The organism is Halomonas sp. HP20-15, assembly GCF_033446685.1.
Classification (GTDB): Bacteria; Pseudomonadota; Gammaproteobacteria; order Pseudomonadales; family Halomonadaceae; genus Modicisalibacter.
In genome coordinates this window covers 47,684-65,877 of sequence record NZ_JAWQLY010000001.1, presented here as the reverse complement: position 1 = coordinate 65,877, position 18,194 = coordinate 47,684, and the positions used below count along the sequence as shown (strand labels likewise).

General features: G+C 61.9%; 19 protein-coding genes. 8 read left to right on the top strand and 11 right to left on the bottom strand.

The genetic code is table 11. The features are described from left to right. The first annotated feature begins 5 nt into the window (after positions 1 to 5). Positions 6 to 1,598, top strand: coding sequence for an ArnT family glycosyltransferase (locus R6258_RS00310; protein WP_318446090.1), 1,593 nt, complete (start codon positions 6 to 8; stop codon positions 1,596 to 1,598). Between the two features lie 74 nt (positions 1,599 to 1,672). Here R6258_RS00310 and R6258_RS00305 read toward each other — a convergent pair whose 3' ends face one another. The 8 genes from R6258_RS00305 to R6258_RS00275 all read right to left on the bottom strand — a co-directional run bounded on the left by R6258_RS00305 (position 1,673) and on the right by R6258_RS00275 (position 8,764). After that, positions 1,673 to 2,224 (bottom strand): cytochrome b/b6 domain-containing protein, encoded by a 552-nt coding sequence (locus R6258_RS00305; protein ID WP_318446089.1) that lies wholly within the window; start codon positions 2,222 to 2,224, stop codon positions 1,673 to 1,675. A 3-nt stretch (positions 2,225 to 2,227) separates the two neighbouring features. Further along, positions 2,228 to 2,494, bottom strand: coding sequence for a PepSY domain-containing protein (locus R6258_RS00300; protein ID WP_318446086.1), 267 nt, complete (start codon positions 2,492 to 2,494; stop codon positions 2,228 to 2,230). Between the two features lie 187 nt (positions 2,495 to 2,681). After that, complete coding sequence (locus R6258_RS00295; protein WP_318446084.1) at positions 2,682 to 4,883, bottom strand: OsmC domain/YcaO domain-containing protein; 2,202 nt, start codon at positions 4,881 to 4,883, stop codon at positions 2,682 to 2,684. A 426-nt stretch (positions 4,884 to 5,309) separates the two neighbouring features. Continuing rightward, on the bottom strand, positions 5,310 to 5,801 hold the full coding sequence (locus R6258_RS00290) for a DUF2269 family protein (protein WP_318446082.1): 492 nt from the start codon (positions 5,799 to 5,801) through the stop codon (positions 5,310 to 5,312). Positions 5,802 to 5,879: 78 nt separating this feature from the next. Beyond that, positions 5,880 to 6,548, bottom strand: coding sequence for a glutathione S-transferase family protein (locus R6258_RS00285; protein ID WP_318446080.1), 669 nt, complete (start codon positions 6,546 to 6,548; stop codon positions 5,880 to 5,882). A 235-nt stretch (positions 6,549 to 6,783) separates the two neighbouring features. Continuing rightward, on the bottom strand, positions 6,784 to 7,122 hold the full coding sequence (locus tag R6258_RS18845; protein WP_412176344.1) for a GFA family protein: 339 nt from the start codon (positions 7,120 to 7,122) through the stop codon (positions 6,784 to 6,786). Between the two features lie 391 nt (positions 7,123 to 7,513). Beyond that, positions 7,514 to 7,966 carry a hypothetical protein gene (locus R6258_RS00280; protein WP_318446078.1) on the bottom strand — a complete coding sequence of 151 codons (453 nt, stop codon included), beginning with the start codon at positions 7,964 to 7,966 and terminating at the stop codon, positions 7,514 to 7,516. Positions 7,967 to 8,278: 312 nt separating this feature from the next. After that, complete coding sequence (locus tag R6258_RS00275; RefSeq protein ID WP_318446076.1) at positions 8,279 to 8,764, bottom strand: VOC family protein; 486 nt, start codon at positions 8,762 to 8,764, stop codon at positions 8,279 to 8,281. A 186-nt stretch (positions 8,765 to 8,950) separates the two neighbouring features. Between R6258_RS00275 and R6258_RS00270 the strand changes: the two genes are divergently transcribed. From R6258_RS00270 to R6258_RS00255, 4 genes are all read left to right on the top strand, one after another. Beyond that, entirely contained in the window at positions 8,951 to 9,181 is a 231-nt protein-coding gene (locus tag R6258_RS00270; RefSeq protein WP_318446075.1) for a DUF2795 domain-containing protein, read from the top strand. A 105-nt stretch (positions 9,182 to 9,286) separates the two neighbouring features. Beyond that, a complete protein-coding gene (locus tag R6258_RS00265; RefSeq protein WP_318446073.1) occupies positions 9,287 to 10,204 on the top strand; it encodes a cation diffusion facilitator family transporter in 918 nt (305 codons plus the stop codon). Positions 10,205 to 10,300: 96 nt separating this feature from the next. Beyond that, positions 10,301 to 11,656: a glycerophosphodiester phosphodiesterase family protein gene (locus tag R6258_RS00260; protein ID WP_318446071.1), complete on the top strand. Its 1,356-nt coding sequence runs from the start codon at positions 10,301 to 10,303 to the stop codon at positions 11,654 to 11,656. A 94-nt stretch (positions 11,657 to 11,750) separates the two neighbouring features. Next, on the top strand, positions 11,751 to 12,326 hold the full coding sequence (locus tag R6258_RS00255; RefSeq protein ID WP_318446067.1) for a hemerythrin domain-containing protein: 576 nt from the start codon (positions 11,751 to 11,753) through the stop codon (positions 12,324 to 12,326). A gap of 115 nt (positions 12,327 to 12,441) precedes the next feature. Here the strand turns inward: R6258_RS00255 and R6258_RS00250 are convergent, their stop codons facing one another. The 3 genes from R6258_RS00250 to R6258_RS00240 form a co-directional block, all read right to left on the bottom strand. Beyond that, the gene (locus R6258_RS00250; protein WP_318446065.1) at positions 12,442 to 12,891 is read right to left on the bottom strand and encodes an SRPBCC family protein; all 450 of its coding nucleotides are present in this window, start codon (positions 12,889 to 12,891) and stop codon (positions 12,442 to 12,444) included. Between the two features lie 108 nt (positions 12,892 to 12,999). Beyond that, positions 13,000 to 13,551 (bottom strand): O-acetyl-ADP-ribose deacetylase, encoded by a 552-nt coding sequence (locus R6258_RS00245; protein ID WP_318446063.1) that lies wholly within the window; start codon positions 13,549 to 13,551, stop codon positions 13,000 to 13,002. An 87-nt stretch (positions 13,552 to 13,638) separates the two neighbouring features. After that, the gene (locus tag R6258_RS00240) at positions 13,639 to 14,385 is read right to left on the bottom strand and encodes an SDR family oxidoreductase (RefSeq protein WP_318446061.1); all 747 of its coding nucleotides are present in this window, start codon (positions 14,383 to 14,385) and stop codon (positions 13,639 to 13,641) included. A 174-nt stretch (positions 14,386 to 14,559) separates the two neighbouring features. On the opposite strand from R6258_RS00240, the gene R6258_RS00235 reads away from it, so the two are divergent. From R6258_RS00235 to R6258_RS00225, 3 genes are all read left to right on the top strand, one after another. Then, positions 14,560 to 15,123 (top strand): cytochrome b, encoded by a 564-nt coding sequence (locus tag R6258_RS00235; RefSeq protein WP_318446057.1) that lies wholly within the window; start codon positions 14,560 to 14,562, stop codon positions 15,121 to 15,123. Between the two features lie 91 nt (positions 15,124 to 15,214). Continuing rightward, on the top strand, positions 15,215 to 16,987 hold the full coding sequence (locus R6258_RS00230; RefSeq protein WP_318446055.1) for an ABC transporter transmembrane domain-containing protein: 1,773 nt from the start codon (positions 15,215 to 15,217) through the stop codon (positions 16,985 to 16,987). Between the two features lie 269 nt (positions 16,988 to 17,256). After that, positions 17,257 to 18,183, top strand: coding sequence for a GGDEF domain-containing protein (locus R6258_RS00225; RefSeq protein ID WP_318446053.1), 927 nt, complete (start codon positions 17,257 to 17,259; stop codon positions 18,181 to 18,183). The last annotated feature ends 11 nt before the right edge of the window (positions 18,184 to 18,194 follow it).

Below are 18,194 nucleotides of genomic sequence, written 5' to 3'. Positions count from 1 at the left end.
GTGCCATGCGCCTACCCCGACTTAGCATTCCCGACCGGCTCGCCGCACTCACCAGACCCGGGGCCACGCTGGCGGTCATGCTGGCCGCACTGTTCTGCGTGCTGCGAATAGGCCATCTGCCGCTGATGCCCATCGACGAGACCCGCTACCTGTCGGTGGCGTGGGAGATGTGGCAGCACAACAGCCTGCTGGTGCCATTGCTCAACGGCGAACCCTACCCTCACAAGCCGCCGCTACTGTTCTGGGTGATCCAGTCGGCCTGGGCGCTGCTGGGCACCTCGGATTGGGTGTCGCGACTGGCGGTCCCCGCGCTCGGGCTGCTGAGCTACACGCTGCTGGCGGCGATCCTGCGCCAGTTCGACCCCAAGGCCCACCGTGAAGCCCGCTGGGCGCCACTGGTACTGATGAGCCTGACGCTCTGGTTCGTCTACCAGGCGTTGAGCATGTTCGATGTCCTGTTCACCACCTGCTTTCTGGTCGCAGTGCTGGGCTGGGTGCGCTACGTACGTTCAGGCCAGGCGATGATGGTCCTGCTGGCCGGCGCGGGTATCGGCCTCTGCGTACTGGCCAAGGGGCCGGTGATCCTCCTCTACTGGCTGCCGCTGGTGCTGGGTACCCGCTTTTGGCAACCGACCGGCATTGAGCTGCCCCGCCACCATCTGATCGGCGCGCTCGCCGCCACTTTAATCGGCGCGGCGATCGGGCTGGCCTGGGCGATTCCCGCCGCGATGAGCGGCGGCAGCGACTACGCCGAGGCAATCTTGTGGGGGCAATCGGCCGGGCGCATCGCCAATGCCTTCCAGCATGCCCGTCCGTGGTACTGGTATCTACCGTGGCTGCCACTGCTTATTCTGCCCTGGTCAAGCGTGGGGGTTTGGCGTCGGCCCTGGCTGGCCACGCCGCTGCAGCGTTTCGCGGCTTGGGGGAGCCTGCCACCGCTGCTGCTGCTGAGTTTGGTCAGCGGCAAGCAGATTCACTACCTGATGCCGACCCTGCCTTTCCTGGCAACCTGGATCGCCGTGCGGCTGGCCGAAGGGGCTCCGCGCCGGGCCTGGGCGACCTGTATCATACTGGGGCTGGTCACCGCCCTGCTGGCGGCCCTGCCGGAGATAGCCAATCACTTCTATCCAATGACTCCGCTGCCCAGCACAACACGCCTGGCGGCGCTGGTGCCGGCGCTCTTTGCCGTGCTGCTATGGCAACGTACCCGCCGCCTGACGTTGGCTCTCGCCTGGCCCTTGAGTCTGCTGGCGCTGTTGTTGGCGATCTCACCGGCGATCCGCGGCTATTACGACATCCAACCTGCCGCCCGTGAGTTGGCGCGCCTCGAAGCCCGAAACTTGCCTATCGCCTATCTCGGACACTACGCCGACCAGTTTCGCTTTCTCGGTCGCACCCACGAGGACATAACCTCGTTCGACTCCGACGCTGCCTTCGCCGCCTGGCGCGAGACCCACCCCCAGGGCGTGATGATCGAAGTGCTCAAGCGGCCCGACGCTGCCCTGCTCGAGGCGGCTATCTATCATCAACCCTACCGCGGCAGCCACCTGCTACTGATCCCGGTCAGCGCCTGGCCGCTGCTCGACGCAGCACGCTGACTGGCCCAGCGTCGACAGGGGGCCTGACATGTGCGAACCCGGCGGGTACCGCCGGGTTCGCTCGCTCGTGTCACTCAGACAATGTCATCAGGCCCCGGGGAACGCTTGCGGCCGGTGATCATCGCTCGCGCCAGATTTTCCCGATGCAGCCAACTCGAGGCCACGACACCGGCCACATGCAGGCCAACCAGCGCCAATAAGAGATTGCCCAGGAAACCGTGAGCTTCCTGGAGCCATTCCACGCCCCAGAAGGCGTCGGTGGTGGACAGCCAGCCGCTGAATGTCTGTAACGCCAGGCCGAACAGCAGGACCACGATCATCCAGCCGCCTGCAGGGTTGTGGCCCAGGTAACGAGGCTCCCGGCCGTAGCGCATCGCCTTGAGATGATTCCAGGCGACTGTCGGCGAACGCACGAAACTGCTGAAACGCATGCGGCGTGGCCCCACCAGACCCCAGATCACCCGCCAGGCCACCAGCGCGGCGACCGAGTAACCGGCCCACTCATGAACGCTCTGCCAGGTTCCCGAAGTCAACCAGGCGGTGGCAAAGCACACCGCCAGACTCCAGTGAACCAGCCGCGTCCACAGATCCCAGACCCCAACCGTGGCGTACTTGTCAGCGGCCATGGTTCAGTCGTCCTCGCCCACCGACTCGAGGGTCGCGGGATCGAAGTAAACCTCGCGGCGCTGGCCATCGGCATCGAGCGCGTAGACCTCATAGCAGCCTTCGTCGTGCTTGACCCGCTTGATGTCCCAGCCCATCGCCGAGAGTTTCTTTTCCAGTGCGGCCTGAGGTTGCCACTGATCCTCGGGCACATCGCAGCGCTCGCCGGCCAGCGCACTGCCGGCCACGCCCAATAATGCCAGTGCGGCAATGCTCATCAACTTGGCTTTCATGGACTTCTCCTCATGAATTGTTGGAATCGTCACCGGTGGTGACAGCTCCACGCTAGAGCGCAAAGCTGAAGGAGAACTTAACGCCCATGAAAGGTCTGTGCCTTCGTCGGCGCATGCCGAGCGCCAGAACGATAAACCCCCGAGCCAGGCAACTGACTCGGGAGGTTATAGTGCAGGCGGATAGCGGCTAGGCGGGGGACGGGGCCATCCCCGCCCTGGCAGCCCGCGCCGCGTGCAGCTTCTTGTAGCTCTCGATCAGGCGCTGGTGCCGGTCGATCCCTTCCAGCTTCATGCTGGTGGGCGTCAAACCATGGAAGCGCACCACGCCGGTCACCAAGCCAACCGCAGCATCCATGGTCTCGGCGCCGAACATGCGCCTGAAATTGTAGAGGTAGTCGTCCAGTTCCAGTTCGTCATCCAGCGTGACCTCCAGTACCGCCAGCACCGCCTGGTAGAACAGACCACGTGCAACGGTGTTGTCGTTGAACTGCAGGAACATCTCGACGTGATCCAGCGCCTCCTCGTGCTGTCTCAGCGCCAGGTGAATCAATAGCTTCAGCTCCTGGATGGTCAACTCGGACCAGACGGTGTTGTCGTCGAACTCGATGCCGATCAGGGTGACGATCTTCATCTGCTCGTCGAGCTCGCTCTCATCCAGCCGCTCCAGCAGATCGGTCAATTGCCCATCGTCGAGCGAATGGATATTGAGGATATCCTCCCGGAACGCTAGCGCCATGTTGGTGTTATCCCACACCAGATCCTCCACGGGATACACCTCGGAATAGCCCGGCACCAGAATGCGGCAAACCGGCGCGCCCAGGTCCTCGTGAACGGCCACATAGGCTTCCAGACCTTCCTCTTCGAGGATACCGAACAGCCGGGCCGCTTCCTCGTCGGTCGAGCCCGAGAAATCCCAATCGCAGAACTCGACATCGGCCCGGGCACTGAAGAAACGCCAGGAGATCACCCCGGAGGAATCGATGAAGTGCTCGACGAAGTTGTTGGGCTCGGAGACTGCCTGAGAATTGAAAGTCGGCGCCGGCAGGTCGCTCATGCCCTCGAAGCTGCGCCCCTGCAGCAGCTCGGTGAGGCTGCGCTCGATCGCCACCTGCATGCTCGCATGCGCACCGAACGAGGCGAAGACACCACCGGTCTTGGGGTTCATCAACGTAACGCAGGCCACCGGGAACCGGCCGCCGAGCGAGGCATCCTTGACCAGCACCGGGAAGCCCTGCGCCTCCAGCGCCTCGATGCCCTCGACGATATCGGGGTATTTGGCCAGTACGTTCTGGGGCACGTCGGGCAGCACGATCTCCTGCTCGATAATCTGCCGCTTCACCGCCCGCTCGAAGATCTCCGACAGGCACTGTACCTGCGCCTCGGCCACCGTATTGCCGGCGCTCATGCCGTTGCTCAGATATAGGTTCTCGATCAGATTCGACGGAAACCAGACCGTCTCGCCGTCCGACCGGCGCACGAAGGGCAAGGAAACGATGCCGCGATCCGTGCGGCCGGAATTAGTGTCATACAGGTGCGAACCGCGCAGCTCGCCGTCGGGATCGTAGATCGCCCGGCAGTGGTCATCCAGAATCTCCGCCGGCAGTTCGTCGTTGGGCCCCGGCTGGAACCATTTCTCGTTCGGGTAATGGACGAACGCGCTATTGGCGATCTCCTCGCCGAAGAACTGGTCGTTGTAGAAGAAGTTGCAGCTCAGGCGCTCGATGAACTCGCCCAGTGCCGAGCACAGCGCGCTCTCCTTGGTGGCGCCCTTGCCGTTGGTGAAGCACATCGGCGAAGCGGCGTCGCGAATATGCAGCGACCAGACGTGCGGCACGATATTGCGCCACGAGGCGATCTCGATCTTCATGCCGAGCTTTTCGAGGATGCCCGTCATGTTGGCGATGGTCTGCTCCAGCGGCAGGTCCTTGCCCTCGATCCAGGTCTCGTCGCTCTCCACGGTACCGCTCATCAACAGCGCCTGGGCATTCTCGTCGATGTTCTCGACCGCCTCGATCTGGAACTCAGGGTTGTTCTGGATCACCCGCTTGACCGAGCAGCGCTCGATGGAGCGCAGGATGCCGGTGCGATCCTTCTCGGAGAGATCCTCCGGCAGCTCCACCTGGATCTTGAATATCTGGTTGTAGCGGTTTTCCGGATCGACGATGTTGTTCTGCGACAGCCGGATGTTCTCGGTGGGAATCTCCCGCGCGTTGCAGTAGACGCGCACGAAGTAGGCCGCGCAGAGCACGGTGGAGGCCAGGAAGTAATCGAACGGGCCCGGCGCGGAGCCATCGCCCTTGTAGCGGATCGGCTGATCGGTGATGACGGTGAAGTCGTCGAACAACGCTTCTTGACGCAGGTTGTCGAGATAGTTGACCTTGATTTCCATGGAAAAGAGCCGGATTGGTAAATGGCAGCGCCCCGAATTTTGAGCAAAGGCGGATTGGCCGCCATTATCCGGATTTTGGCGCCCACCGTCTTGGGTGGTAGACGAAATCGGGTTGGCCGCCCTGCCCCGCAGCCGATCGGACCACTTGAAGCACTTACGCTCCAAGCGCTTATACCAGACCGCTACCAGAACAGTAGCTTCACCTTGTCGCGCTCACGAACACCGTCTCTTCGAAGGGGTTGAGCTCCATAGCCCCCCTGAACCAGTAGAGCCAGCCGATCGATCTGCTTTCGTATGTCGATCGGCTCGCGGCACAGAGAGGCCCGCAACCCGGTGTCGGACCGGCTCATTGGATGACGAAGCACGACGGTAGATGACGCGGCGGCACCGGCACATCCTGCACTATTAACGTCCGCCTCCAATGAATTATTGGGCGGCAGGCTTGGATGACCATCGTCCACTTGGTTTGAAAACCGCGATGAAGGTGGCTGCTGCTAGGGCGAAGACGTCATAAGCCGCTCCCGCGATCAGTTTGCCTTCGGCGCCGCCGCTCCCGCTGAGCATAGCGTCCATCTCTCCGTCGAGTACAAGTGCTCCGACGGCGATAACCGAAATGATCAATAGGAGCTTCGTGGTGACCCAGGGGTAACGGAACACACCCCAATTCGTACCGAGCCCCAGCAGAAGTCCTGTTAGCAACCCGGCAAAACTAAGCGGAATGCCGAATACGTAACTAAACATTCGGAGCGTCTGGTAGGACGCCTCGGCGATCGCCGGATCCGTTGCCGCCGCTCCACGGATCGCGACTGCGAGAAAGCCCGCGGAGTCGCCCAGCAAACCGACCGAGACGATGATATGCACCGTCAGGACTACCTTTCGCTGGAGCGAAGAGAGTGCAAATCGCGAGCCTTTGAACATTTCTTCTCCTCAGTTTAGGGTGCCGCCCAACGGCGGCCATCAGCCGCACGAGGTACGAGCGTCGGCTGAATGGCATGGTTAGGCATCGCATTTCCCTCGGCCGAATCCCCTGTCAGTGAAAACAGCCAACTGAGCGGCGAAGGCGCGCTTGTAGGCAGGACGCCCTTCGCCGCGGGTGACATAGGTAGCCAGATTCGGAAATTCGTCCAGAATTCCCGAGGACTTCAGCCTGAGCAGCACTGAAACCATCATCAGGTCGCCCGCGCTGAACGCACGATCGAGCCACTCGGCGTTACCTAAGCGAACAGAAAGTTGATCCAGCCGATTGCGGACGCGAGCCTCGACCAGCGGCAAGCGTTCCTGACTCCATGATCGATCACTCTCCAGAAGCTTGGCGTTTGCAAGCTCCAGGATCGGTGGCTCCACGGTGTTAAGCGCGGCAAATATCCATGTAATCGCACGAGCCCGGGCATTGGCATCTTCCGGCAGAAGACCCGCATGGCACTCGGCGATATGGAAGACGATCGCGCCCGTCTCGAACAAGGCGAGATTGCCTTCCTCATAGGTTGGAATCTGGCCGAAAGGATGACGGCCTAGATGCGAGGATTCCTTCATCGCACGGAACGAAACCAGGCGAACCTCGTAGGGTTGGCCCACTTCTTCAAGAGCCCAGCGAACGCGCGTATCACGAGCCAGCCCCTGACCGCGATCGGGCGACTGTTCAAAGGCAGTTATGATGGGGATCACTATATTCCTCCTAGTCGATTTCGCAGTAACACCAATAGTCGAACGGTGAAAGAGCAAATCGACAGACCATCGCGTATATTACTACTCGCCGCCATTCCGATGCCCGATGCCTAACGGCGACGCTCAGCCGCGCAGCTTTGCTGCGTGAACTTCTTATCAATGGCGCTGTTATATGTCTCAGCCGCAGCGAAACTGCGCAGCAGTTTTGACGTCGGCTGGAGCCTCTTGTTGGGCCTCATGGCTCAGGTTCCTCTGGGTACTGAGGGAGTTGATCACATATCTCGAACCAACGTGCTTTTGAAGCAGTATAGATATGTTCCGTTGGCCGAACCGTTAAATCATCGTCAATGGTGCCACAGCGCACTGATACTATCCCCTCTCGTGCTTGTGCTTTTGAATATATCGGTGACCCGCATTCTGAACAAAAATATCGGCTTTCTCCGGGACTGGATTGAAACGCCTTGATCACAGAGCGGCCAGTTTTCACGGTAAAGTCAGTCTCTCGCACTAGCATGTTGGTTGCGAATGCACTTCCCGTAGCTTTGCGACACATACTGCAATGGCAGTAGTACATTGCGTGTGGCCGGCTACAAATCTCATAGCTGACCGTGCCACATAGACAAGAACCTTTCATCATCTCACTCACCTTTTTGTCGCCCAACGCTAAGTTAACTGTCAGAAAACTTCAACTAAACGGCCCTCTTCATAGTGACTCTCAGCATGGCTGAATTTAATTGATGCGACGTAGTCAAGAAGACTCAGCTGATGCGCAATTTAAGCCACTTGTCATAAGCTGCGATAGCCGCACTGTGGTCGCGAGAGAAGTCGCCCAATGCTTCCCATTGCAACGGATGGTCCCAGTCACCGCCATCATTGCGATCACAAAGTGCTTTTAGTTGGGCATACGCCGCGGCGCCCTCCTCTAAAGACCGCCGCTATGAAGAGGTTGGTGACCTAACCTGCTCTCATTTCACTGCGATAGAGATCTGGCAAAAAGTTCTCCAGGTTACCGATTTCCTCAATGTGATGCCGCGCCCAGTTGAGCCCCATTTCCCCCACAAAATCTTTGAATTCAAAACTTTATTGAGGCCAAGATGGCGTGGCCATGAAGTGGTACCGATGGTCATGGTAGAAATGTAGTTTGTACCATTTGTGGTTGGCTCAAGCTTATTAACAAGCTCGACAACCACCATACCGGCAACACGTTTTTCAATAATCGCCGTCTCTTCATTTCGCTGCCGCACCTGTACGTTAATCTGCAAATAATTATCTGATTTGCGTTGAAATTCTTCGGTAATACGCAGCCGCGTGCCCTTCCCGACGCTACCGTCGGGTTGAGCATTAGAAACTTCGTATGAAATGTGATCAAGTGGATGCCATACCAAGTAACGCGGGTAGGTTTTTCCGGCGTACTCCATTTCCCTTTGACATGCCCGTACCACCAACCCAACATAGTCGGCGTGACGCCCGCCAATTCTTGGTGTCTGATAGTGATCTGCCGACGTCCATCAGACAAAAATTGATCATTCACCTCCGCGCTCGAAGCTGGCCGCAACGGCCACAGCACCGGCCGAGGTTCTGGCAGTTTGAGTTTATGTTTGAAAAAGCTCATTGTAGAGCCAAACCATGTATTTCGTCATGTGGCGCTTCTGGGCTCTGAGCCATGTGGTGTAACTGCGCTCAGCGCCCGAAGGGCGCAAACTGCCACTGTTTGTTAGGCCGCCCACATTTCAACCGCGAAACGCTGCCTCGATCACAGCTATGTCGATTTTTCTCATCGTCATCATAGCATCGAACGCGCGTTTGGCGGCTGCGCGGTCGGGGCTGGTATATGCTTTCGTCAGCGCGATCGGCGTAATCTGCCAAGAGATGCCCCACTTGTCCTTGCACCACCCGCACTCGCTCTCCTGACCGCCGTTGCTGACGATCGCGTTCCAATAGCGATCAGTCTCATCTTGGTCTTCGGTTGCAATCTGAAACGAGAATGCTTCGCTATGCTTGAAGGCGGGTCCGCCGTTGAGTCCGAGGCACGCAACGCCTAGCACGGTGAACTCGACCGTTAATACGCTCCCTTCCTTCCCCGATGGATTATCCCCAGGTGCGCTGTGCACTGCGCCGAGTGACGAATCGGGAAATGTCTCGGCATAAAATCGCGCGGCTTCCTCAGCAGCGTCATCGTACCAAAGGCAGATTGTGTTCTTTGCAATGCTCGTCATGATCAGTCCTCCTGTCTGGATAAATTGTCATAAGTGGCAATCTATAGTCGAGCCGAATTGCCTGAATTCGACAGCGAAGATGACGCCTAACAGATATTAGACTGCGCGTTCAATAATGTTATCTAGCACGCAATTTTTTCCCTAACTCATTGAGTTTTAATCATACTAAGAATAATTCGGCGAGCTATGCAGGATTCGCGTGCGAGCACCGGCGGCCAACGGGCCATGCAAGCGCCGTCGGCCGCGCGCATCGCCAGCCTGTTCGCCGGCATCGACTTTCCGGTCGACGGCGACGACCTCAAGCGCTACGCCCGCCCCAACGCCAGCGAGCCAGAAATGCAGACCCTGGAGAAGTTCGGCGGACATACCTACCGCAGCATGGCCGATGTCACCCAGGAGCTCGAGAGGGTGAGCTGAGACCTCGCTCACGCCGCACGGTGATTCACCACGGTCCGGCCACAAACGCGCCGGCTCCCTCGCAGGCTGCTAGTATCGAGGCTTTTCCGCTACCGAGTCCTGTCCATGCCAGCGCCTACGCAAGCCGCGCTCGAACAACGCACCCTGATGCTTTCCATCGCCACCACGCTGGCGGTGTCGGTTCTGGGAGTCACCTTCGGCCTGTTGGCCGGCTCCCGCTCGATCCTCTTCGATGGGGTGTTCTCGACCATCGATGCGGCGATGTCGGGGCTGGCCCTGCTGGTGGCGCGGCTGGCGGTGCGCGAGGCCAGCCAGCGTTTCCAGCATGGCTTCTGGCACCTGGAGCCGATGGTGGCGGGGCTGAACGGCAGCATCCTGCTGTTGCTGTGCTTCTACGCCTTCCTCAATGCCGTCCAGGGGCTGATGGACGGCGGCCAGGAACTCGCCTTCGGCCTGGCCATCGTCTATGCCGTGGTCGTGGCGACGGCGTGCTTCACGATGTATGCCTACGAGAGGCGGATCAATCGCCGCGTGGATTCCGAGTTCCTGCGCATCGACATGCAGGGCTGGCTGATGGCCGGCTTGATTACCGCGGCGCTGATCGTGGCCTTTGCCATCGCCCTGGTGTTGGAGCGCACCACCTATGCCCACCTCACGCCCTACGTGGATTCGCTGCTGCTGGCGCTGTTGACGCTGTGCTTCATGCCGGTGCCGATTGGCATCGTGCGGCGCGCCATTCGCGAGGTCTTTCTGATCGCCCCCAGCGGGCTGGATAGCGAAGTGCATGCGGCGATGGTGCCGGTGATGGCACGCGAGGGGCTGCTCGAATACTTCAGCCACGTGGCCAAGAGCGGGCGCGGCCATTTCATCGAGATCCACATCCTCACCTCGCCCGACTACGGCGCAGAGCAAGGCATCGCGGTGCTCGACGAGATTCGCGAGCAGATCACCGCCGGGCTCTCCATCCCGCCCGAGCGGCGCTGGTTCACGGTGTCGTTCACCGCCGATTCAAAATGGACGTGAGCCCGCCGATCGGTGAAACGTCACGGTCGCCGCGGCGTCACAAGCGAGGTTCTATACTCAGGGCTCCCGCTCTTCGAATAGCCAGCGAGCCCAGCCATGACCGATAACAAGAATTTCCCCGACGTTCTCTCCGCCGTTCTTTCCACTGCCCTCTTCGTCTGCTTGTGCCTGCTCTCGACGATCGCCTTCACGCCTGCCTGGGCGGCCAGCAATGACGAGGCCGTCATCGCCGCCGCCAAGCACGTTACCCTCGGTCCGCGTCCGCTCTACCTGGTCCAGGATATGGACGAGGACACCCAGCGCTCCCGCACGCTCAAGGCCGACCTGCTGAACTGCGCCGCCCAGCGCAACGACTGGCAGCGCACGGAATTTTCCATCGCCCACCGCGGGGCGCCGCTGCAGTTTCCCGAACACACGCGGGAGGCGTACATCGCCGGGGCGCAGATGGGCGCAGGCATCATGGAGTGCGACGTCACCTTCACGGCGGACAAGGAGCTGGTCTGCCGTCATTCGCAGTGCGACCTGCACGCCACGACGAACATCCTCGAGACCGACCTGGCCAAGAAGTGCAGCGTGCCGCCCGAGTTCGATCCGCAAAGCGGCGAACTGGTGAATGCGGGCGCCATTCAATGCTGCACCAGCGACATTACCCTTGCCGAGTTCAAGACGCTCAAGGGCAAGATGGAAGGCGCCGATAGCGAGGCGCGCAGTATTCAGGCCTACATGGACGCCACCCCTGGCTGGCGTACCGACCTTTACGCCCAGCGCGGCACGCTGATGACGCATGCCGAGAGCATCGAGCTGTTCAAGGCGCTGGGCGTGAAGATGACGCCGGAGCTCAAGGCGCCGAGCGTGGCCATGCCCTTCGACGGCATGTCGCAGGCCGATTACGCCCAGAAGCTGATCGATGACTACAAGGCGGCGAACGTCCCGCCGAGCGATGTCTACCCGCAATCCTTTGAATTGGAAGACGTGCGTTACTGGATCGAGAACACGCCGGCGTTCGGCAAGCAGGCCGTCTATCTCGACGATCGTTATGACGAGGAAGGCTTCGACTACGCCAAGCCCGATACCTGGACCCCCGGCATGCAGGCACTCGCCGATGAAGGCGTGAACATCATCGCCCCACCGCTGTGGATGCTGCTGGCGTCCAATCCCGAGGCCGGCGACTCCGGCAGCCGCATCGTGCCCTCGGTCTATGCCGAGCGCGCCAGAAAGGCCGGGCTGGATATCATCGCCTGGAGCTTCGAGCGCTCGGGTCCGTTGAGCGAAGACGGCGAGTGGTATCACCGCAGCATCGACGACGTGGTCGACAACGACGGCGACAAGCTACTCGCGCTCGACGTGCTGGCCCGCGATGTCGGCGTGATCGGGCTGTTCTCGGACTGGCCGGCCACGGTCACCTTCTACGACAACTGCATGGGCTCGGCAGCTGGGAAGAAGGCCCTTTGATGGAATTTTGCCATTCTTGGCTCGAATTTGAGCGTGGTGCTACCTTTAAATAGTGGTTCCACGCTATAAAGCAGCGACTCAATGGAGGAGTCTGATGAGCGAACTCAATGGAGTTGGACAGGGTGCGGACGTCACCGAGATCCTCACCACCGACCACCGGGAGATGATGGACCTGATCGGCCAGATAGAGGGCACGACCGATTCCGTCCAGCGCCGGGACCTGGCGGACACCTTGATCGCCGAGGTCATGCGCCACTCCGTCGCCGAGGAGATGTACGTCTACCCGGTAATGGAGAAGCAACTGCCGAACGGTGCCGATGAGGCCGACCACGATAGGCAGGAACACGATGAAATCGTCCAGGTGATGAAGCAGATCGAAGACGCCAACGCCACCGATCCGGCTTTCATGGAGCGGATTGGGGAACTGAAGAAGTTGCTCGATCACCATGCGGATGACGAGGAATCGGATCAGTTTCCCAAGCTACGCTCGCATCTTTCCGCCAGCGATCTCATCGACATGGGCAACAAGGTGCAAAATGCCAAGAGCTTGGCCCCGACCCGGCCGCACCCCAGTGCGCCGCATTCCGAGCTCTTTCACAAGAGCGTCGGGCCGGGCGTCGGCATGATCGACCGGCTCCGCGACAAGCTCACCGGGCGTCAGACCGGCTAATCCCGGTTACCGCGCCTTTGCAGCAAGTGCCTTGCAACGAGGCCCATCGCAACAGGTGCATCGAAACTGGTCGGCGAGATGCTTGCGCGCTCGCCGGCCGTTTCGTTTGTAGCCTTTACAGCTCGTCGGGAATCTCCGGCTCCACCAGGTTCGCCAGCTGGCCAAGGGATTCCTGCCAGCCGAGGTAACACGCCTCGGCCGGAATGACCTCGGGCACGCCCTCCTGCGTGATGCTCAGCTCCGTCCCCACCGATACCTTCGTGAAAGTCACGGTGACCTGCATCGTGCCGGGGAGATTCGCATCGTCGAATTCGTCGGTATAGCGGATGCGCTCGTTCGGCACCAGTTCCCGATAGGTGCCGCTGAAGGAGTGACTCGTGCCGGTCGTGAAGTTCGTGAACGACATGGTGTAGGAGCCTCCCTCGCGGACATCCATGTGATGCATCTTTGCCGTGAACCCATGGGGCGGCGCCCACTTGACCTGGGCTTCAGGATCGAGGAACGCCCGATAGACCCGCTCGGGGGATGCGCGAAGCACGCGATGCAGCCGGATTGTGTTGCCCATGATGCGGTCTCCTATCGGAGGCGAACGCCGGATTGGCCTTCATAGTCGCGCGAGCCGAAGCGATTTCGACAATCGGGCGCTATTTAACAGTCCGGCCTCATGGCCTGTTCAGCGATCCACCACGTCGCGCTGCTCGGCGATGGCCTCGAACGCCTGGCGATCGCGGTCGCCGAAGAAGCACAGCGTCACCTGCAAATCATGCCTGCTCAGCGCCTCTCCCAGGGTATCGATCACGATGTGCGCCGCCTCGTCGAACGGATAACCATAGACGCCGGTCGAGATCGCCGGAAAGGCGACACTTCGGCAGGCCTTCTCGGCGGCCAGTGCCAGGGCATTGCGGTAGCAATTGGCCAGCAGGTGCGACTTGTCCTTGGTCTTGGCGTAGACCGGACCGACCGTGTGGATCACGTAGCGTGCCGGCAATTCGAAGCCATCGGTCAGGGCGACCTCGCCATCGGGCAGCCCGTCGGGCCACTGCGTCTCGCGCAGCGCCAGACAGGCGTTCTTGAGCTGGGGGCCAGCGGCCCGGTGGATCGCCCCGTCGACTCCACCGCCGCCCTTCAGCGAGTGGTTGGCGGCGTTGACGATAGCATCGACCTGCAACCGGGTGATGTCGCCGGTGATGACCTCGACGCGCCGATCGAGCAGTGTGAAAGCCATGGCAACCTCCTTGTTCGAGTGCTCTGTCGACAAAAGCCATGTCGACAGCCTAGCAGCCGGGCAGCCATGCGGGGACGCCTGTCGCAGTCAGCGCCCGCCGGTCACGTCGATGAAGCTGCCCGCGGTGTACGAGGCCTCTTCGGAAAGCAGCCAGAGGATCGCCCGGGCGACCTCCTCCGATTGCCCGCCACGTTGCATGGGCACCGTGTCCTTGAGGCGCTCGACCCGCCCGGGCTCGCCGCCGCTGGCGTGGATGTCGGTATAGATGATACCTGGGCGCACCGCGTTGACGCGGATGCCCTCGCCGGCGACCTCCTTGGCCAGCCCCGTCGTGAAGGTATCGATGGCGCCCTTGGTGGCCGCGTAATCGACGTATTCGTTGGGCGCACCCAGCCGCGCGGCTACCGACGACAGGTTGACGATGGCGCCGCCCTGGCCGCCGTGGGCGGTCGACATGCGCCGGATCGCCTCGCGGGCACACAGAAAACTGCCAGTGACGTTGGTGGCCAGAATCCGCATCAACCGCTCGGCACTCATGTCGGCGACGCGGCACTGACGCTCGAGGATGCCGGCGTTGTTGACCAGCGCCGTCAGCGGCCCGAGTTCACGGTCCACGGTCTCGAACAGGCGCATCACATCGGCTTCGACGGCAACGTCGGCGGCCACGGCGATGGCCTCGCCGGCGGCGGCGGCGATCTCGTCGACGACCGCCTCCGCGGCCTGCCGGTTGCAGCGATAATTGATGCATACCCGATAGCCGGCCGACGCGCCCAGGCGTGCCGTCGCCGCGCCGATGCCGCGACTGCCACCCGTTACCAATAGAACTCCGTGCATGGTTTCAACTCCTGAGATCGCATGGAAGAAGTTGTCAGTTCACCTCAGATATACGCAGCGCTTCGGCCCTGACAACAAGCGCGAATGAACCGGACAAGCGATGCAGTCTCCGCTTGCATCGCAGCGTGTAGTGAAGCAGATTCAATGCTGACGTACGATGGGCAAGGTTCGCACATGATCGCACGCTACACATATTCTCATCGTCTGCTGCACTGGTTGATTGCCGGCCTGGTGATAGGCTCGCTGGCTAGCGGCATGACGCTGGGTTGGCTGGGTTTCGAAAGTCTCGTCGAACGCTTCGGCAAGACCGCCATCGACTTTCTCTATCAATATCACAAGACTTTCGGTTTGCTGATTCTCGGCTTGATGACGCTGCGCCTGATCATCCGACTGGTCAAAGGCAAGCCTGCCTACGCCGAGCCCCTGCCCACCTTCAATCGCGTCGCCAGCAGCATCGTGCACACCCTGCTCTACCTATTGCTGTTCATCATGCCCATACTCGGCTGGCTGGCCACCGACATCGGCGACTTTCCGGTCGAGTTTTTCGAGGCCAAGCTGCCGGGGTTGATCGCCAAGAATCCGGCCCTGTCCGAAAGCCTGTATGAATGGCATGGGCGGGTCGGCTGGGCGATTCTGGTATTAGCCCTTATCCACATCTCAGCTGCGCTTTATCACTGGCGCATTCGCCGTGATGGCGTCATGCAACGGATGAGCCTGTTCCAGCGTAGAGACTCATGACAGGCGAGCCGTTCGGCGATGCTGGTGGCTTCTTCAAGGCCGAGCCCTCAAGCTTACCCCTGCGATACCGACTTTGCGGCAATGAGTTGCCATGTCCACTACCCGCCCCGACCCGCGCATCCTGCTTCGCCTAGCGGAGCTGCTACGTCCCTACCGCTGGCGCCTGGCCGGGGCCGGCGTCGCGCTGCTGATCGCCTCGGCCAGCGTGCTGGTGATGGGCCAGGGGCTGCGCCTGGTGATCGATCGCGGCTTCATGGCCGAAGACGCCACCCAGCTCAACCAGGCGCTGGCCGGTCTGCTGGTCGTAGTGGCGCTGCTCGCCGTCGCCTCGGCGGCACGCTACTACCTGATCACCTGGATCGGCGAGCGGCTGGCCGCCGACCTGCGCCGCCAGGTCTTCGATCACCTGCTGACGCTGGAGCCCGACTTCTTCGAGAACAGCCGCACCCCGCACGGCGGCGCCGGCGAGATCCAGGCGCGGCTGACCGCCGACACCAGCGTGCTGCAAAGCCTGTTCGGCTCGTCGCTGTCGGTGGCGCTGCGCAACCTGCTGATGCTGCTCGGCGCGATCGTGCTGATGCTCATCACCCAGCCCTGGCTCAGTGCACTGGTGCTGCTGGGCATACCCACCACGGTGTTGCCGATCCTGTGGTTCGGGCGCCGGGTACGCCGCCTGTCGCGGCACAGTCAGGATCAGGTCGCCGAGCTGGGGCGTTACGCCGGCGAGGCCCTGGCGGGCATTCGCACGCTGCAGGCTTTCGGCCATGAGCCGATCGATCGCCGCGACTACGCGCGCACCGCCGAGGCGGCATTCCGGGTAGCGATAGCCAGGACCCGCCAGCGTGCCTGGCTGACCGGCATCGCCATGTTGGTGATCTTCTCGGCGGTGGGCCTGATGCTGTGGCAGGGCGGGCACGCGGTACTCGACGGCACGATGAGTGCCGGCGAATTGTCGGCGTTCGTGTTCTATGCGGTGCTCGCCGCCGGCGCGGTCGCGGCGCTCGCCGAGGTCGCCGGCGACATCCAGCGCGCCGCGGGCGCGGCCGAACGCCTGCTCGAACTGCTCGACGCGAAGCCGCGCATTCACTCCCCGCCCGCGCCGCGCGCCCTGCCCAGGCCGTTGCGCGGCGAGATCCGTGCCGAGGGGCTGCGCTTCGCCTACCCTTCGCGTCCCAGCCCGCCCGCGCTCGACGAGCTCGACCTTCTCATCCGCCCCGGCGAGCGCATCGCCCTGGTCGGCCCGTCGGGCGCCGGCAAGAGCACCCTGCTGCAGCTGTTGCTGCGCTTCTACGATCCGCAGGCCGGTCGCCTGACACTGGACGGCATCGACCTGCGCGAGCTCGATCCGGTGGAGCTGCGCGGTGCCATCGGCCTGGTCGCCCAGGAGCCGATCCTGTTCAGCGGCAGCGCCGCCGACAACATCCGCTACGGAATGCCCGAGGCCAGCGACGACGCCGTGCGCCAGGCGGCACGCGACGCCAATGCGCTGGACTTCATCGAGGCGCTGCCGGTCGGCTTCGACAGCTACCTGGGGCCGGGCGGCGTCCAGTTGTCCGGCGGCCAGCGCCAGCGCCTGGCCATCGCCCGGGCGCTGCTGCGCGATCCCACGGTGCTGCTGCTCGACGAGGCGACCAGCGCGCTGGATGCCGAAAGCGAACGCCTCGTCCAGGAGGCGCTCGACCGGCTGATGGTCGGACGCACCACCCTGGTCGTCGCCCACCGGCTCGCCACAGTGGTGGCCGCCAATCGCCTGCTGGTCTTCGACCACGGACGCCTGGTCGGTGCCGGCAGTCATGCCGAGCTGCTGGCCGACAATCCACTGTATCGGCATCTGGCGGGGCTGCAATTCGACCTCGACCGCTGACCGCCGGCCGGCGGTCAGCGTGTCCCCATTCAAGTTCCTCTCAACGCTGCCGATTAAGTAAAGTGAAGTAGCCGCTTGGGCATGCTCCGCAGATAATGGCTCCAGGCGGCGATAGGCCGTGTAGCGCCTGGGGAACCCGAGCACCGTCTTCGCTTGCTTGCAGAAAGGCAGCGGGTAGCGGAAACCTCCCCGATTCGCTCGCCGAATCCGCTCTCGAAACTCACCGACAGGCTTGCCGCAAGGCGTGCTTATCCCAGCGAAACGGGCCCATGCGATTGCTTCGACACAGTACCCTGCTGCGCCTGTTGTCCACGTTCAGCGGCTTGTTCGTCATCGTCGGCGCGGCCTTGTGGCTGCTCGCCCGAGCGGACTCGCTGCAACTCGGCGCTGCCATTACCGAGAATCGCATCGCGCTGCTGGCGATCCTATTGCTGAGCTTCATACTAATTGCCGGCGTACTGATTAGCCGCCAGTACATCCAGCCGCTTCATCGCCTCGTCGACTACGTCAAGGACCAGCATGACGGCGAGCCCATCGCCCCGCCCGCCTCGCTGCTCGAACGCCACGACGACATCGCCTATCTGACGCGCGAGATCGAGAAGCTGCTGCTCAGCCTGCGCGAGAAGAATCAGCAACTGCTCGAGCAGACCCTCAACGACCCGCTGACCGGACTCGGCAATCGTCGCCTGCTCGAGCAGCGCCTGGAAATCGCCCTGCCGTTGAGCCGCCGGCGCATGTCGCCGCTGTCCGCGCTGATGATCGATGTCGATCATTTCAAGCTGTACAACGATCACTACGGACACCCGGCCGGCGATGACTGCCTGCTCGAGATCGCCAACGTGCTGCGCGATATCTTCCGCCGCGAAACGGACATCGTGGTCCGTCTCGGCGGCGAAGAGTTCCTGGTGGTATTGCTCGACGTCGACCTCAGCGAGGCCACCCGGCTGGCCGAGGCCATGCTCAGCATGCTCCAGGCCGTCGGCGTTCCCCATGAAACCTCACCCACCGCCGAAGTGGTCACCGTCAGTATCGGCGTGGCCACTGCCGCACCGGGGACGCCGATCGATCTCGACAGTCTGCTGACCTGCGCCGATGCCGCGCTTTACCAGTGCAAGGCAGAAGGTCGCAACCGCACTGTCAGTAGCCTGGTCGACGAACGTTGTGCCGAAACGCTGGAAACCACCTCCGAGACCTGACTCCAATCGCG